This window comes from Streptomyces sp. ISL-36 (assembly GCF_018614205.1).
In the GTDB taxonomy this organism is placed as follows: Bacteria; Actinomycetota; Actinomycetes; order Streptomycetales; family Streptomycetaceae; genus Streptomyces.
In genome coordinates, this window is record NZ_JAGGOS010000015.1 from 140,702 (window position 1) to 156,446 (window position 15,745).

At 71.8% G+C, this 15,745-nt stretch carries 14 protein-coding genes; 9 read left to right on the forward strand and 5 right to left on the reverse strand.

The features are described from left to right. Positions 1 to 14: 14 nt before the first annotated feature. Entirely contained in the window at positions 15 to 1,400 is a 1,386-nt protein-coding gene (locus J7E93_RS04040; RefSeq protein WP_215065828.1) for an MFS transporter, read from the reverse strand. Between the two features lie 156 nt (positions 1,401 to 1,556). Here J7E93_RS04040 and J7E93_RS04045 point away from each other — a divergent pair, with 156 nt between their 5' ends. From J7E93_RS04045 to era, 7 genes are all read left to right on the forward strand, one after another. Then, entirely contained in the window at positions 1,557 to 2,378 is an 822-nt protein-coding gene (locus tag J7E93_RS04045; RefSeq protein WP_215065872.1) for a helix-turn-helix transcriptional regulator, read from the forward strand. 120 nt (positions 2,379 to 2,498) lie between these two features. Continuing rightward, positions 2,499 to 3,224 (forward strand): hypothetical protein, encoded by a 726-nt coding sequence (locus tag J7E93_RS04050; RefSeq protein WP_215065829.1) that lies wholly within the window; start codon positions 2,499 to 2,501, stop codon positions 3,222 to 3,224. A 27-nt stretch (positions 3,225 to 3,251) separates the two neighbouring features. Then, positions 3,252 to 3,614 carry a cytidine deaminase gene (locus J7E93_RS04055; protein ID WP_215065830.1) on the forward strand — a complete coding sequence of 121 codons (363 nt, stop codon included), beginning with the start codon at positions 3,252 to 3,254 and terminating at the stop codon, positions 3,612 to 3,614. Between the two features lie 207 nt (positions 3,615 to 3,821). Continuing rightward, complete coding sequence (locus tag J7E93_RS04060) at positions 3,822 to 4,295, forward strand: hypothetical protein (protein WP_215065831.1); 474 nt, start codon at positions 3,822 to 3,824, stop codon at positions 4,293 to 4,295. A 249-nt stretch (positions 4,296 to 4,544) separates the two neighbouring features. After that, entirely contained in the window at positions 4,545 to 5,879 is a 1,335-nt protein-coding gene (locus J7E93_RS04065; RefSeq protein ID WP_215065832.1) for a WxL domain-containing protein, read from the forward strand. Positions 5,880 to 5,949: 70 nt separating this feature from the next. Continuing rightward, a complete protein-coding gene (locus tag J7E93_RS04070) occupies positions 5,950 to 6,894 on the forward strand; it encodes a WxL protein peptidoglycan domain-containing protein (protein ID WP_215065833.1) in 945 nt (314 codons plus the stop codon). A gap of 30 nt (positions 6,895 to 6,924) precedes the next feature. Next, on the forward strand, positions 6,925 to 7,866 hold the full coding sequence (era, locus tag J7E93_RS04075; RefSeq protein WP_215065834.1) for a GTPase Era: 942 nt from the start codon (positions 6,925 to 6,927) through the stop codon (positions 7,864 to 7,866). Between the two features lie 29 nt (positions 7,867 to 7,895). Here the strand turns inward: era and J7E93_RS04080 are convergent, their stop codons facing one another. Next, the gene (locus J7E93_RS04080) at positions 7,896 to 8,159 is read right to left on the reverse strand and encodes a protealysin inhibitor emfourin (protein WP_215065835.1); all 264 of its coding nucleotides are present in this window, start codon (positions 8,157 to 8,159) and stop codon (positions 7,896 to 7,898) included. Positions 8,160 to 8,171: 12 nt separating this feature from the next. Next, positions 8,172 to 9,242, reverse strand: a complete 1,071-nt coding sequence (locus J7E93_RS04085) for a M4 family metallopeptidase (protein ID WP_251065991.1) — start codon at positions 9,240 to 9,242, stop codon at positions 8,172 to 8,174. Between the two features lie 320 nt (positions 9,243 to 9,562). Between J7E93_RS04085 and leuA the strand changes: the two genes are divergently transcribed. After that, the gene (gene leuA, locus J7E93_RS04090; protein ID WP_215065836.1) at positions 9,563 to 11,320 is read left to right on the forward strand and encodes a 2-isopropylmalate synthase; all 1,758 of its coding nucleotides are present in this window, start codon (positions 9,563 to 9,565) and stop codon (positions 11,318 to 11,320) included. A gap of 363 nt (positions 11,321 to 11,683) precedes the next feature. Then, a complete protein-coding gene (locus J7E93_RS04095) occupies positions 11,684 to 12,343 on the forward strand; it encodes a TerB family tellurite resistance protein (protein WP_215065837.1) in 660 nt (219 codons plus the stop codon). 67 nt (positions 12,344 to 12,410) lie between these two features. Here the strand turns inward: J7E93_RS04095 and J7E93_RS04100 are convergent, their stop codons facing one another. Together J7E93_RS04100 and J7E93_RS04105 are read right to left on the reverse strand one after the other, a co-directional pair. Next, complete coding sequence (locus tag J7E93_RS04100; protein ID WP_215065838.1) at positions 12,411 to 13,787, reverse strand: FAD-binding oxidoreductase; 1,377 nt, start codon at positions 13,785 to 13,787, stop codon at positions 12,411 to 12,413. 118 nt (positions 13,788 to 13,905) lie between these two features. Beyond that, entirely contained in the window at positions 13,906 to 15,699 is a 1,794-nt protein-coding gene (locus J7E93_RS04105; protein ID WP_215065839.1) for a LuxR family transcriptional regulator, read from the reverse strand. Positions 15,700 to 15,745 lie beyond the last annotated feature (46 nt).

The window sequence follows — 15,745 nt, forward strand, 5'->3', positions numbered from 1 at the left end:
GTCACGACGGGCGCCTAGGCGCGCCTGCGCAGGCCGATCGCCAGGAGCAGGGCCGTGGCCAGCACGATCGCCGCGTCCACCGCCAGGACCGTGCGGACACCGCCGTACAGGTCCCCGCCCGTCGTCGCGAGGACGCCGAGCAGCGGGATGCCGACGGTGATACCGACCTGCTGGGTCGTCGTCACCAGGCCGGTGGCCAGCCCCTGCTCCTCGTCCGGGACACCGGAGGTGACGGTCACTCCGTACGAGATGATCGCGCCCAGGTGGCAGATGGACGCCAGGGAGACCGCGACCCCGGCGAGGACCGCGCCCGAGTGGGCGCCGATCCCGAGCAGCGCCGCCACGAACACCCCCTGCCCGGCGAGGGAGAGCACCAGGGTGCGGCGGGCGCCGATCCGGCCGATCACCTTCGGGGCGACGGATCCGGCGAAGACCGACACGACGCCCTGCACACCGAAGACCAGGCCGGTGGCGAAGGCCGACAGGCCCAGCGTCTGCTGGAGGTACAGGGTCAGCACGAAGATGACCGTCGACATCATCGAGAAGGTGACGAGTCCGCCCAGGTTGCCGAAGGCGATCGTCCGCCGCCGCAGCATCGGCAGCGACACCAACGGGGCCTCGTGCCGGGACTCCACGACCACGAAGGCGATCAGCAGCGCCACCCCGGCGACCAGGGTGACGAGCACGTCCGCGCCGCCGAAGCCGCGCTCGGCCGCCGTCGTGAGAGCGTAGATCAGGGCGAGCAGTCCGCCCGTGACGGTCACCGCACCCGGCACGTCGAGGCGGGGCCGCTCGGGCGTACGGGACTCGGGCAGCAGGCCCGGCGCCAGCGGGATCACGACCAGGCTGAACAGTGAGAGCAGCCCCATCGTGGAGCGCCAGCCCAGCGTGTCGGTCATGACACCGCCGAGGACCATCCCGGTCGTGAACCCGAGCGAGAGCAGGGTGCCGGAGATGCCGAGCGCCCGGTCGCGCTGCGGCCCCTCGGGGAAGGTGGTGGTCAGCAGGGACATCCCGGTCGGCACGATCGCCGCCGCGCCGACGCCCTGCAGGGCCCGCGCCGCGAGGAAGGACGCCGGGTCCCAGGCGAAGGTCGCGAGGACGGAGGCCGCGCCGAAGAGCGCGAGGCCGGCGAGGAAGAGCTTCTTGCGCCCGTACAGGTCGCCCAGCCGGCCCGACAGCAGCAGGAAGCCGCCGGAGGGGAGGGCGAAGGCCGTGACCGCCCATTGCAGCCCGGACCGGCCGAGCCCGAGGTCCGCGCCGAGCACCGGCAGCGCCACGTTCAGGACGGAGAAGTCGAGCGCCACCATGAACTGGGCCGCGCACAGCACGAAGAGGATGAGACGGGAACGGGGGGTCAGGGACGGGGGAGCGGGGGTGGGAGTGGTCAGGGTTGCCATGGCCACCACCCTCGGTGCGGGGGAACAACCGTGGGGAGCGGGAACTTATCCTGTTGGTCGCACCACCAGGCATCCAGGGGGAGGAAGCACGTGGCCGCCGCGGTCGAGAGCGTCGAGGGCAAGGCACACCGACTGGCCGAGCTGCGCCAGTTCCTGATGAGCCGTCGGGCCAGGGTCAGCCCGTCCGAGGCGGGGCTCCCGGACGGCGGCGCCCGCCGCAGGACCCCCGGCCTGCGCCGCGAGGAGGTCGCCGTCCTCGCGGGTGTGGGCGTGTCCTGGTACCAATGGCTGGAGCAGGGCCGTGACATCACCGTCTCCCCCCAGGTCCTCGACTCGGTCGCCCGGGTACTGCGGCTCAGCCCGGCCGAGCGGCGCCATCTGTACGTCCTGGCCGCGCTCAACCCGCCCGCGCCGGAAGTCGATCCGGCGGCGCGGGACATGTGCGCGGGGCTGCGGCGGCTGATCGAGGCGTGGATGCCGTTCCCGGCGCACATCATGGACGCCTACTGGAACACGATCATGTACAACGACGCCGCGTCGATCGTCCTGGGGATGCGGCCCGAGATCTCCCAGAACTGCCTCGTCTCGTTCTTCACCGACCCCCTCTACCGCTCCCGGGCGGACGACTGGGAGGAACTCGCGCCGCAGGTCGTCGCGCAGTTCCGGGCCGCGTGTTCGGACCGCCCGGAGGACGAGGGCTTCCGCGCGGTGGTGGCGGAGGTGAAGGAGGCGAGCCGGGAGTTCGCCGAGCTGTGGGAGCGGCGGGACGTCATGCCGGGCGGCCAGATCCGCAAGGAGCTGGAGCACCCCGTGGTCGGCACGCTCGCCCTCGAATCGACCCAACTGCGGGTGCCGGCCCGGCCCGACCTCGCGATCGTGCTGCACACCCCGTTGCCGGCGGCGGACACGGCGGCGAAGCTGGAATGGCTGGTCTCCCCCGAGGGCCGCCGGGGAGCGATGTTCCCGCTGGCCGGCTGAGCAAGGTCGTTCCCGCGCACAGGAATGTCACAGGCGCCGTATATTCTCCACGCCGTCCGGACGCCGTGAAGGCGTACGGCACGTTCCGCTCACCCTCGCACGCCCAAGGGGCACTTCACCATGCGCACTCGCATTCGCCACGGCCTGGCCGCGGCCCTCGCCGTCTCCGCTCTCTCCCTGACCGCCGCCTGCGGTGGCGGCGATGCCAAGGACGACACGAAGAAGGGCGCCGACAAGCCGGCCGCCGGGCAGACCACGTCCGCCGCCCCGGCTGCCGCCACGCCCCTGACGGCCGCCCAGATGCAGGCCGCGACGCTGACTCTCAAGGACCTGCCCGCCGGCTGGAAGAACGGCTCGGCCGACCCCGACCAGATCCAGCCGAAGGCGGACAAGGCGGAGTGCCAGCCGCTCGCCGGTTTCATGGCCGACACGATCGCCGGGGCGACGATGGGCCCGTCCGGCAGCTTCGAGCGCGTCAGCGACACGACCGGGATCGACAGCCAGGTCTTCACCTTCCCGGCCGCCGGTGCCACGGACTTCGTCAAGGCGCTCGGCACCTCGCTGGACACTTGCAAGGGGTTCGCCGCCGATCTCCAGGGCATGAAGATGACCGTCACGGCCGAGAAGATCACCGGCCCGAAGGCCGGCGAGGAGTCGCACGCCTTCCGGCTGAAGATGAAGCTGGCGGACGTCGCCATGACCGTCGAGTCGAACATGCTCGTCGTGCGGCAGGGCACCGGCGTGGCCCGCATCTCCCACGTGCCGCCGAACGCGTCCGGTCACAAGGACTTCGACACCCTCGCCAAGCTCGCCGCCGACAAGTTCGTCAAGGGCGCGCAGAGCTGACCCCCCGCCCCGACCTATGCTCGGGGCATGACACTCAAGCCCGACCACGGCGACCTCGGCGCCGAGGACCTCAAGATCATCACGCTGGCGCGCAGCGCCCGCGCCCGCAACGGTGTGCCCGAGGGCGCGGCGGTGCGTGACGAGACCGGCCGGACCTATGTGGCCGGGACCGTGGACCTGGAGTCGCTCAAGCTGAGCGCGCTCCAGACCGCAGTCGCGATGGCCGTGGCCAGCGGCGCCCAGTCGCTGGAGGCCGCGGCCGTCGTCTCGACCGCCGACGTCGCCTCGGAGGCGGACCGCGCGGCGGTACGGGATCTCGGCGGCCCCGAGACCCCGGTGCTGCTCGCCGGGCCCGACGGACAGCTGCGTGCGGCGGTCACCGCGGGCTGAGGTCCACCGAAGAACCCGAAGAGGGCCCGGCACTCCCGCCGGGCCCTCTTTGCGCGCTTGTGAAGGATCAACGGACCTTCTCTTGTCTTCCCCGGCCCGTTGCGCGTCAATGAACAGCGGCCCGTCCGACGGGCCGTCAGATTCACGATTCACGCCTTCACGCAGCGTCCGCACCCCTGCGTGCCTCATCGGAAGGGGTACGACCTCATGAGAGGCAGCTACTTAGGAATCGGTGCGGTTCTCGCGGGAGCTCTCGCGGTGACCGGACTCGCCTTCGCCCCGGCGGCCGGCGCCGTGACGCCGGGCACCGCCACGGCCACGTACGACTGCGGGATGTGGGGTGGCGGGCTCGCCACGCTCAAGGCCACGCAGAGCGGCACGGCCGCGACGATCACGCTCACCTCCGCCGTCAAGACGCCGATCGCGGTCGGTGCCGACCAGATCAACGCCAAGCTGACGATGGCCAGGGCCGGCGGTGGCACCCGCGTGTTCAGCGGCAAGAAGAACCCCGCCCTGGCGGCCAACCAGGCCGTCACCATCGGCCCGCTCAGCGGCACCGTGGCCGTCGGCGACAGTCTCAACTCGTACTTCGCCGGCACCGCGCTCACCATGACGATCTTCGGGACGACCGTGAACTGCGACGCGCTCACCTCGCAGTCCCCCGGCCCGTTCGTCTTCTAGCGGGACCCGCACCCCTCACCGGCGTCGCCGCGGGCGGCGCCGGTACCTGTGCTGGCCGGGCAGCCGACCGGGCAGCCGACCGCGCAGTCGCCGCGCTGCCGTCCACGCCGCTGACCAGGTAAAACTACGAGCGGACCGCCGATCTTGACAGTATCTGATGGGTCATCAGTCGGTGCATTTCGATTCCATTGACTTCTCCTCGCGGGCGGCCGTCAATGGCGCCCTCTCATCCCTCAGGAGGGGGCACACATGGCACTGAGAACCCCGGCGCGGAGACGGCGCTGGACCGCCGCCCTCGGCGCCACCGCTCTCGCGGTCGCCGCAGGCGGCGCGCTGGCCGTCCCGGCCGGCGCCCTGGCGACCACGTCCCAGGCGGTGGACTTCCCCACCCACTGCGTCCCGCCGCCCATCGCCGGCATCCCGCCCATCGATGGCACCACGACCGCCGAGATCACCGTGGACAAGCCCACGCCCAAGGTCGGCGACACCGTCACCGTCACCTACAAGGTCACCAAGCCCGCCGCGTCCAACCCGGTCGACCTCGCCCTCCCGGCCGACATCATGACCCCGAGCGGAAAGGTCGTCCTCGGCGGCGCCCAGACCGGCGCGGTCACCGTCACCGGGCCCAAGAAGAACGACCCCGTCCCCGGCAAGGGCGCCTTCCCGCCGTTCTCGATGACCGGCACGTTCACGGTCACCGCGCCCGGCTCGATCACGCTCTCGCCCGGCGACTACAACATCCACACCAGCTACCTGATGGAGCTGGACACCCCCTGCACGGTCACCGACCCGCCCGCCCCCGTCTCCGAGACGATCACGGCGAGCACCCGGCCGGGCGCCAACGAACGGAACATCCAGCTCGGCGCGGCCTCCGGCGCACCGGGCGTCCGCACCACCGTGACCGGCGCGAAGTTCACCCCGCTCATTGAGGTCACCGTCGTCGGACGCGCCGGAGCCGCGGAGACCGCCGACCGGATGACCGTCACCACCGACAGCGAGGGCGGGTTCGCCGCACGCCTGAGGGTCGACGACCGGGCGACCACCGGGATCGTCGCGTACGAGGGAGCGGCCTGGGACCCGGAGAAGGGTGCCGGACCGGCCGCGTACACCGTCGTCGACGACACCCCGCAGCCGCCGGACAGCCAGAAGCTCCACACGGCCGTCACGGCGGGCGAACTGTCCATGACCCAGGCCGGTGACTCGGTCCAGCTCTCGTCCGTCGACTTCGGTCAGGGCGGCGCGGCGACCGGCGATCTGCGGACGGTGACGGTCAAGGACTTCCGCGGCGGGCCCGCGGGCTGGTCGCTGACCGGCAAGGTCACCGACTTCACCGGCCCCGGCGGCGCCATCGGAGCCGGACAGCTCAGCTGGACCCCTGCCTGCACCACCAAGGCCGGCAGCCCCAGCACCTGTGTCCCCGGCTCGGCAGGAACGGTCGGCGGCGACGGGGCGACCCTCGCCTCGGCACCGAACGGCACGCTCACGGGCGGCGAGTTCACGGTCGACGCCAAGGTTTCCCTGAACGTCCCGGCGTTCACCGCGCCCGGCGCCTACGCGGGAGTCCTCACGCTCACGCTCAGCTGACGGAAGACAGCCCCCAGCGGGCCGGGCGCGCACCCGGTCGGCCCGCCTGCGACCCCGGGAGTTCCGCACCGTGCGCAAGCTGTACGTACTCCTCCTCGCCGCGGCCCTGCTCCTCCTCGGCGCCCCCGCCCCCGCCCACGCCGCCGACAACGGCGAGTGGGCCGTCCACCCGGCCGCCTCTCGGCTCGGCAGCCGGCCCTACTTCTACCTCTCCGCCGATCCCGGCACGACGCTGACCGACCGGGTCACCGTGACCAACAGGACCGGCTCCCCGCTCACCTTCCGCCTCTACGGCGCCGACGCCTACAACACCGAGCGGGACGGCGGCTTCGCCGTCCGCACCCAGCAGGAGAAGCAGACCGGCGCCGGCGCCTGGATCACCCCCGAACGCACCCGTGTCACCGTCCCCGCCCGCTCCTCCGTCACCGTCCCGTGGACGCTCACCGTGCCCGCCGACGCCGAGCCCGGCGACCATCCCGGCGCCGTCGTCGCCCTCGACGAGCGCGTTCAGGCCGGAGGCGAGGGCCCCGTCGCGGTGGGCGTACGGCGCGCCGTCGCGGCCAGGGTCTACCTCCGGGTGAACGGCCCGACGGTGCCCGCCCTCGCCGTCGAGGACATCACCCTCCACCAGGACCGACCGCTCGTCCCCGGCGCCGGCACGAGCACCGCCCTCATCTCGTACACCCTGCACAACCGCGGCAACGTCACCCTCGATCCGAAGGTCGCCCTCCGCGCCGAGGGCCTCTTCGGCCGCACCCTCCTCGCCCGCGATCTGGCGAGGGTCCCCGCCGAGCTGCTGCCCCGCCAGAAGATCCGGCTCACCGAGCGGTGGACGGGATCGCCGCAGTTCGACTGGGGTGACGTGACCCTCACGGCGACGGCGAGGGACGTACGGGAGTCGGCGCGGGTGTCCTTCGTCGCACTGCCCTGGCCCGCCGCCGCGGCGGTGCTCGCGGGGGCGGCGGTGGCGCTCGTCGGGCTCCGGGTGAGGCGCCGTCGGGACTTGAGTACGTGAGGCGGCCCGGCATCGGGGACAATGGCCCCCATGAGCGCTCGTAACCAAGATTCCGAAGCCGTCCACCGGGCCGGCTTCGCCTGCTTCGTCGGCCGCCCCAACGCGGGCAAGTCCACCCTCACGAACGCTCTGGTCGGCCAGAAGGTGGCGATCACCTCCAACCGGCCCCAGACCACCCGGCACACCGTCCGCGGCATCGTGCACCGCCCGGACGCCCAGCTGATCCTGGTCGACACGCCGGGCCTCCACAAGCCGCGCACGCTCCTCGGCGAGCGCCTCAACGACGTCGTGCGGACGACGTGGGCCGAGGTCGACGTGATCGGCTTCTGCCTGCCCGCCGACCAGAAGCTCGGCCCCGGCGACCGCTTCATCGCCAAGGAGCTCGCCGGGATCAAGAAGACCCCGAAGGTCGCGATCGTCACCAAGACCGACCTGGTCGACTCCAAGACCCTCGCCGAGCAGCTCATCGCCATCGACCAGCTCGGCAAGGAGCTCGGCTTCGAGTGGCAGGAGATCGTCCCGGTCTCCGCCGTCGGCGACAAGCAGGTGCAGCTCGTCGCGGACCTGCTGATCCCGCTCCTGCCGGAGTCCCCGCCGCTCTACCCGGAGGGCGACCTCACCGACGAGCCGGAGCAGGTGATGGTCGCGGAGCTGATCCGCGAGGCCGCACTGGAGGGCGTACGGGACGAGCTGCCGCACTCGATCGCGGTGGTGGTCGAGGAGATGATCCCGCGCGAGAACCGCCCGGCGGACAAGCCGCTGCTCGACATCCACGCGAACGTCTACATCGAGCGCCCCAGCCAGAAGGGGATCATCATCGGCCCGAAGGGCAGCCGCCTGAAGGAGGTCGGGATGAAGTCCCGCAAGCACATCGAGGCGCTGCTCGGGACCCCGGTCTTCCTCGACCTGCACGTGAAGGTCGCGAAGGACTGGCAGCGGGACCCCAAGCAGCTGCGGAAGCTCGGCTTCTAGCCCCCCGGCAGGGCGCCCGGGGTGGTCCCCTAGGCGCCCTCCTTCAGGACCTTCCTGATCAGGGCCCGCTGCACCCGCGTCAGCCGGGGGTCCGCGCAGCGGACCGTCTCGCCGTCGATCGTGATCTCGTACGAGAAGCCGTCCGGCACCCCCGGGCCGTCGTCCTCGCCGTCTCTGAGGACCGCGACGGCCAGGGTGTGCCATTCCACCGCGTCCGCCTGGTCCGAGGTGTCCACCTCGGCCGACCGTTCGATGCCCGCGAAGCCGCCGGTGCGCCGCACTCGAATACGCATGAGTTCTGTCTATCAGTCCGTCGGCACGCCCACGGCCGACCAGGCCTTCAGCACGGCCTGGATCTCCGCCCCGTCGCCGTACCGCGCCTTCGCCGCCGCGACCGTGGCCTTCGCGAACTCGTCGAAGCGGGTCCCGGGGGTGAGCGCCCCACCGGTCATCACGTCGTACCAGATCTGCCCCGGCCGCTCCCAGGCGTTGCCGCCCAGCTCGGTCGCCGCCAGGTAGAAGGCGTGATTGGGGATGCCGGAATTGATGTGCACGCCGCCGTTGTCCTGGCTGGTGCGGACGTAGTCGTCCATGTGGCCCGGCTGCGGGTCCTTGCCCAGGACGTCGTCGTCGTACGCCGTGCCCGGAGCCTTCATCGAGCGCAGCGCGGTCCCCTGGACGTTCGGGTGGAACAGACCCTCGCCGATCAGCCAGTCGGCGTCCGCGGCGCTCTGGCCCAGCGCGTACTGCTTCACCAGCGAGCCGAAGACGTCCGAGACCGACTCGTTCAGGGCGCCGGACTGGCTGAAGTACTCCAGATCGGCCGTGTGCTGCGTGAAGCCGTGGGTCAGCTCGTGCCCGATGACGTCCACGGGGAGGGTGAAGTCGAGGAAGATCTCGTCGTCCCCGTCCCCGAACACCATCTGCTCCCCGTTCCAGAAGGCGTTGCCGTAGTTCTCGTCGTAGTGGACCGTCGCCAGGAGGGGCAGGCCGGCGCCGTCGATCGAGTTGCGGCCGAAGGCGTTCAGGAAGAGGTCGAAGGTGGCTCCGAGCCCGGCGTAGGCGCGGTTGACGGTGGCGTCGCCGGTCGCCTCGTCGCCCTCGCCGCGGACCTCGACGCCCGGCAGCTCCGTCCGGCGCTGCGCGTCGTACACCGTGCGCAGCGGGCGGGCCGGGTCCGCGGGCGCCGGGGTCGTGGCGGAGGCCGTCGGCGGGAGCGCGCGGGCCGTCCGGGCCGCGGCGTCCGCGACCAGGGTGCGACGGGCCACCGCCGCGATCGCCGGGTTCCCGGACCGGGCGAGGTGCTCCAGCAGGTGTGGCGGCACGATCGAGCAGAAGACGGGACGGGAGGCACGACGGTGCATGGGGGAGGTCATGCCGGAAAATGTGGCACTCCGTGACCCCGCTGTCACGGGATGAGGCAAGGATTGGCGAAATGGGATGATGGTCACGCTTTGGGCTTGACGCGCCGACCGTCCCGCATACTGGAACAGGACGTCCGTCTCCGGCGTCCCTGAGCTAGGCTGCGGCACATCATGCGTTTCGGGCTGCTTCTCCTTAGCTGCCGCGGTGAGGGCTTGTAGTCGTAGGCCGACCCCCTCCCCGCGGGACCTGGTGTTGCGTTCCTGTCGGCCTCCCCCGAGCTCTTCGAGCAGGGGGGACCCCCACTCCCGCTGGACCCGAGGAGCCCTACGCAATGTCTCAGCCCGTTGGCCGCCCGACGCCCGTCACCAACGCCACCCAGATGCAGAAGCCGTCCGGGATGCCGATCCACAAGTACGGCCGGTACGAGGCCGTGCACATCCCCGATCGCACCTGGCCCGAGCAGCGCATCACCAAGGCTCCCCGCTGGCTCTCCACGGACCTGCGCGACGGCAACCAGGCCCTGATCGACCCGATGTCCCCGGCCCGCAAGCGCGAGATGTTCGACCTGCTGGTGCGGATGGGCTACAAGGAGATCGAGGTCGGCTTCCCGTCCTCCGGCGAGACCGACTTCGCCTTCGTGCGCTCCATCATCGAAGAGGGCGCGATCCCGGACGACGTCACCATCTCCGTACTGACCCAGGCCCGCGAGGACCTGATCGAGCGGACCGTGGAGTCCCTGGTCGGCGCCAAGCGCGCCACCGTCCACCTGTACAACGCCACCGCGCCCACCTTCCGCCGGGTCGTCTTCCGCGGCTCGAAGGAGCAGATCAAGCAGATCGCCGTCGACGGCACGCGGCTGGTCATGGAGTACGCCGACAAGCTGCTGGGCGACGAGACGATCTTCGGCTACCAGTACAGCCCGGAGATCTTCACCGACACCGAGCTGGACTTCGCCCTGGAGGTCTGCGAGGCGGTCTGTGACGTCTGGCAGCCCGAGGAGGGCCGCGAGATCATCCTGAACCTGCCCGCCACCGTGGAGCGTTCGACGCCGTCCACGCACGCGGACCGGTTCGAGTGGATGTCCCGGAACCTGACCCGCCGCCCGTACATCTGCCTCTCCGTCCACCCGCACAACGACCGCGGTACGGCGGTGGCGGCGGCCGAGCTGGCGATCATGGCCGGTGCCGACCGTATCGAGGGCTGCCTGTTCGGCCAGGGTGAGCGCACCGGCAACGTCGACCTGGTGACGCTGGGCATGAACCTGTTCTCGCAGGGCGTGGACCCGCAGATCGACTTCTCGCAGATCGACGAGATCCGCCGTACGTCCGAGTACTGCAACCAGATGGAGGTCCACCCGCGCCACCCCTACGCGGGCGACCTGGTCTACACCGCCTTCTCCGGCTCCCACCAGGACGCCATCAAGAAGGGCTTCGACGCGATGGAGGCCGACGCGGCCGCCGCCGGCAAGACCGTCGACGAGATCGAGTGGGCGGTGCCGTACCTGCCGATCGACCCGAAGGACGTCGGCCGCTCCTACGAGGCCGTCATCCGGGTCAACTCGCAGTCCGGCAAGGGCGGTATCGCGTACGTCCTGAAGAACGACCACAAGCTGGACCTGCCGCGCCGGATGCAGATCGAGTTCTCGAAGATCATCCAGCAGAAGACGGACACCGAGGGCGGCGAGGTCACCCCCGCCGCGATCTGGTCGGTCTTCCAGGACGAGTACCTGCCCAACCCCGACAACGCGTGGGGCCGTATCCAGCTGCGTTCCGGCCAGACCACCTCCGACACCGACGGCACCGACACCCTGACCGTCGAGGCGGTCGTGGACGGCGTCGACACGGTCCTGACCGGTTCCGGCAACGGTCCGATCTCGGCCTTCTTCGCCGCCCTGCAGGCGATCGGTGTGGACGCCCGGCTGCTGGACTACCAGGAGCACACGATGAGCGAGGGCGCCTCCGCGCAGGCCGCCTCGTACATCGAGTGCGCCATCGACGGCAAGGTGCTGTGGGGCATCGGCATCGACGCCAACACCACCCGCGCCTCGCTGAAGGCGGTCATCTCGGCCGTCAACCGCGCCGCGCGCTGACCCTCGTACGGGCATCCGCGCACGGTCGTCCATGATCCGGGTCACCCTTTCCGGGAACCCGCGCCGAGCGTGGGGGAGATCGTGGATGCAGCGGTTCCGGTCGGTTGCGGATGCCTGGCGTACGCGGTCCACCGCCGCCGTACCTGCCCGTCCTGAGGCGCTGACCGCGTGATTCGGGCCCGGTACGCCTCCCGGAGGCGTACCAGGCCCGTGGCGTGTCTCGGCCAAGTCGTCGCCGATCTGGCGACAAGGTGCTGACGCCACATCACAGATGTGGCTAACATCACGCCCACGTCGGCAAAGTAGCCGGTTCGTCAAGGGAGGTGCGGCGTGCGGTCTGCCCGGGAGTCGCGTAGTCGGAAAATGGGCGTCTGCGGCATTCGTACTTCTTGGAACACCGTCGGCGACGGCGAGTTCTTCTGCGAGGAGTGCGGCGGCGACCGCAACTACCGGCGGCGGACGGGGCGGCGGAGGTTCGCCGTCCTGGGCGTGCCGGTACTGCCCCGCGGCCTTGCCGGGCCGGTCATCGAGTGCGCGGCCTGCCACACCCACTTCGGCACCGAGGTCCTCGACCACCCGACGACGAGCCGCTTCTCCGCGATGCTCCGCGACGCCGTGCACACCGTCGCCCTCGCCGTCCTCGCCGCCGGCGGCACCTCGTCCCGTACGGCGGTGGACACCGCGGTCTCGGCGGTCCGCGCCGCTGGGTTCGACGAGTGCACCGGCATCCAGCTGACCGACCTCGTCGAGGCGCTCGCCGCCGACACCGGCCGCTTCCTGCCGGACGTGGGCAGCGGGGGCGCCGCCCTGGCCATCGAACTCCACGAGGCCCTGGAGCCGCTCACCCCGCACCTGGCCGCCTCCGGGCGCGAGTCGATCCTGCTCCAGGCCGCGAGGATCGCCCTCGCCGACGGGGCGTACAGCCCGGCGGAGCGGGACGTGCTGTGCACCGTCGGCAACGCGCTGGCGCTGTGCGCCGACGACACCGCCCGGCTGCTCGCCACCGCGAGGACGCTGCTGTGACCGCTGACCGCTGACCGCTGACCGCTGACCGCTGACCGCTGACCGCGGCCCCCCCGGCCGCTGCCCGTCAGGGCGCGATGTTGTGGTTGAGGCGGAAGGTGTTGTCGGGGTCGTAGCGACGCTTGACCGCCCGCAGACGGTCGTAGTTCTGCCGGTAGTTGGAACGGACCCGGCTCTGGTCGTCGGCGTCCATGAAGTTGACGTAGCCGCCCTCCTGGGTGTGCGGGCGCAGGGCGTCGTCATAGGCCCGCGTCCAGGCGATGTTCCGCTCCGTGTCCGCAGGATCCGTGTAGCTGGCGCCGAACGCGGTGGAGAACGACGCGTCCCGGTAGGCGAACGCGGTGTCCTGCGCGCCGACCCGGTGGCAGGCCCCGTCGATCGGGAAGATCGCCGTTTCGGTCTGGAGCGAGGGGATCGTCTCCCCGAAGGCCATGTGGACGCCGATGGCACCGTCGGACAGCTCGCGGCTGAAGTTGCCCTTCCAGTAGTGGTAGAGACCGGGCGGCAGGTCCTCGTCGAACAGCGTGTTGACGAGGGGGTACGGGATCCGGTCCAGGAACTCGCCCACGACCGGGCCGAGCGAGGCGAGCCGGGCGCGTACCCGCTCGTCGTCCTCGGGGCGGCCGGTGAAGCAGACCACGGCGACGCAGACCGGGCGACCCTGCCAGCGCTCCGGCAGGAACGGGACCTGCGGGCCCAGCGCGGTCACGAAGAGCGTGTTCAGCTCCTCCTCGGCCTCGGCGTTCATGTCGCGCCAGCGCCGTGCCACCTCACCGTCCAGCGGGTAGATCACGACGCCGCCGAGGATGTCCGACACCGGGTGGACCCGGAAGCGGAACGAGGTCACGACCCCGTAGTTCCCGCCTCCGCCGCGCAGCGCCCAGAAGAGATCCGGGTGCCGCTCCGCGTCACAGGTGACCAGGGTCCCCTCGGCGGTCACCACATCGGCCGCCAGAAGGTTGTCGCAGCTCAGGCCGTAGCGGCGGGAGAGGTTGCCCATGCCACCGCCGAGGGTCAGACCGCCGACGCCGGTGGTGGAGATGACACCGCCGGTGGTGGCGAGGCCGAAGGCGTGGGTGGCGTGGTTGAAGTCGCCCCAGGTGCAGCCGCCCTCGGCGCGGGCGGTACGGGCCGCGGGGTCCACCCGCACCCCGCGCATCCGGGACAGGTCGATGACGAGACCGTCGTCGACGGTGCCGTGACCCGCGACGGCGTGGCTGCCGCCACGGACGGCGAGACGCAGTTCGTGCTCGCGGGCGAAGAGGACGGCGGCGATCACGTCACCGGCGTCCACGGCCCGCACGACGACAGCCGGACGGCGGTCGTGCAGCGCGTTGTAGACACGGCGGGCCTCCTCGTACGAAGGATCACCGGGCACGACGACGTCACCACGGACGGCGCCGCGCAGGTTTTCCAGGGACAGTTCGACGCTCAGGGTGCTCATGGTGTGCCTGCGGATCCTCGGAGGGACGGGTCGACCCTCCCGTTGTAGGCCCCGTGGCCCGTCGTACGCATCGCCCGAACCACCCACATCCGCACACGCCCGCCATGGGCGGATCTGCCTACGCCTCCGCCGACGCCTCCGCCGACGCCTCCGCCAGGTCGTGGGCGTAGGCGTAGGCCGTGGCGGCGGTACGGGACGTCACGCCGAGCTTGGCGAAGATGTTGTTCAGATGCCGTGCCACCGTGTGCTCGCTGATCACCAGAGCGTGGGCGATGTCCCGGTTGGTTCCCCCCGCGGCCACCAGCCGCAGTACCTCGGCCTCCCGCCGTGTCAGACCCCCGGGCAGCGTCCGGCGCTGCCCGGACAGCAGCGCCGCGGCCCGCCGCGCGTCGGGCAGCGCGCCGATCCGCTCGAACACGGCCCTGGCGGCCGTGAGCTCCAGCCGGGCGGCCTCGTCGTCACCGGCGGCCCGGTCGGCCGCGGCCAGCAGCATCCGCGTCTGCGCCGCCTCGTACGGGATACGCAGCCTGACCCAGGAGGCCAGTGCCCGGTGCAGCAGGTGCAGGGCAGGCTCGTGCCGGGCCAGCGCGAGAGCGCCGCTCGCCGTGTCCGCCATTGCGCCGAGCAGCACCGCGCCGCGGGCGAGCTCCGTCAGCTCCGCGACCGCCTCGGCCGCCCCGTCCGTGTCACCGACCGCCAGCGCCACCTCCGTCCGCGCGGCGAGCAGCCGGGCCCGGCCGAAGAGGTCGTGGTCCGGATCGTTCCGGCAGGCGAGCGCGAGGTTCAGGCCGTTGACGGCGGCATCGGCCTTGCCCTGGGCCAGCCGCAGCAGGGCGAGACCCGGCTGCGGGTCCCGGCCGAGCTCATGAGCGCGGGTGTACGAGACGGCGGCGGCCGCCAGCCGTCCCTGTCGGCGCCGGATCTCGCCGGCGGCGTAGTGCGCCTCGGCGGCGGCCTCCATGCTGTCGGGCAGCACCTCCGCACACACCCGCGCGGCCTCGGCCTCGGCGAGCGGCCACGCGCCGAGCAGATCGAGCACTTCGACATGGTGGATGCGGCACAGGCCGCGGAAGGGATTGTCGGTGAGCGGGGCGATGGGCCCGGCCGTGCCCGCGTGCCGCGGCCCGACACCCGTCTCGTGGCCGGAGGAGTCGCCGTGCCCGTCCGCGGTCCCGTCGGGCGGGCGGATGTGCCGGGACCAGGGCACCTCGCACCAGGCCATCGCCGTGTCCGTCCACTCCACCGCGCGGCCGAAGTCCCCCATCTCCATGCACTGGGTGAGCGCCAGACAGTAGAGCCAGCCGGTGAACATGCCGCTCAGCTCGCCCGCCGTGACCGCGCACATCGCGTCGTCGAGGAGCGCCAGACCTTCCGCCCTGCGGCCGTCCGCCAGCAGCACCGCCGCGTGGGCCTGGCGGCTGAGGGCGATCAGATCCGGGCTGCCGGAGTGCCGGGCGATCCGGTCCATGCGGCGGGCCGCAGCGAGCGCCGCACCGGGCTCATGCCGTTCCTGCGCCTCCTCCGCGTCCGTCCACGCGAGATAGCACTGCTCGGGGCAGTCGGGGACGTGCTCCAGATGCCGACGGGAGCGGTGCAGCCAGCCCGCGGCGGCGGCGGGCCGGCCCAGGCAGCGGTACTCGAAGTAGAGCCACCAGGCGGCGTGCCCCGCCCCGCGGTGGTTCTCCGCCGCCGCATACCCGGCGAGGGCGCGCAGCCGGGCGTCGAGCGACTCGTCGAGGTGCCCCGCCCACCAGGCGGAGTCGGCGAGGAGGTCGAGGTCCTCGGGGGCGAGAGGGGGCGAGGAGCGGCGGTCGGCCTCGCTCAGCAGGACGTACGCCTCGGCCCAGGACTCCCGGGCCGCCGCGTCCCGCGCCCGCCCGACGACAGGAGCTTCTTCGACGGGGACGGCCATGGCCGCTCACTTCCCTTCGGGCCTTTCCCGGCCCTTTCCAGAATAT

Bases quoted from the DNA above. Each gene is read 5' to 3' on its own strand.
- J7E93_RS04100 (WP_215065838.1), bottom strand. From the start codon at position 13,787: ATGAGCACCCTGAGCGTCGAACTGTCCCTGGAAAACCTGCGCGGCGCC.
- J7E93_RS04040 (WP_215065828.1), bottom strand. From the start codon at position 1,400: ATGGCAACCCTGACCACTCCCACCCCCGCTCCCCCGTCCCTGACCCCC.
- J7E93_RS04055 (WP_215065830.1), top strand. From the start codon at position 3,252: ATGACACTCAAGCCCGACCACGGCGACCTCGGCGCCGAGGACCTCAAG.
- leuA (WP_215065836.1), top strand. From the start codon at position 9,563: ATGTCTCAGCCCGTTGGCCGCCCGACGCCCGTCACCAACGCCACCCAG.
- J7E93_RS04105 (WP_215065839.1), bottom strand. From the start codon at position 15,699: ATGGCCGTCCCCGTCGAAGAAGCTCCTGTCGTCGGGCGGGCGCGGGAC.
- J7E93_RS04065 (WP_215065832.1), top strand. From the start codon at position 4,545: ATGGCACTGAGAACCCCGGCGCGGAGACGGCGCTGGACCGCCGCCCTC.
- J7E93_RS04095 (WP_215065837.1), top strand. From the start codon at position 11,684: ATGGGCGTCTGCGGCATTCGTACTTCTTGGAACACCGTCGGCGACGGC.
- era (WP_215065834.1), top strand. From the start codon at position 6,925: ATGAGCGCTCGTAACCAAGATTCCGAAGCCGTCCACCGGGCCGGCTTC.
- J7E93_RS04085 (WP_251065991.1), bottom strand. From the start codon at position 9,242: ATGACCTCCCCCATGCACCGTCGTGCCTCCCGTCCCGTCTTCTGCTCG.
- J7E93_RS04080 (WP_215065835.1), bottom strand. From the start codon at position 8,159: ATGCGTATTCGAGTGCGGCGCACCGGCGGCTTCGCGGGCATCGAACGG.
- J7E93_RS04060 (WP_215065831.1), top strand. From the start codon at position 3,822: ATGAGAGGCAGCTACTTAGGAATCGGTGCGGTTCTCGCGGGAGCTCTC.
- J7E93_RS04045 (WP_215065872.1), top strand. From the start codon at position 1,557: ATGAGCCGTCGGGCCAGGGTCAGCCCGTCCGAGGCGGGGCTCCCGGAC.
- J7E93_RS04050 (WP_215065829.1), top strand. From the start codon at position 2,499: ATGCGCACTCGCATTCGCCACGGCCTGGCCGCGGCCCTCGCCGTCTCC.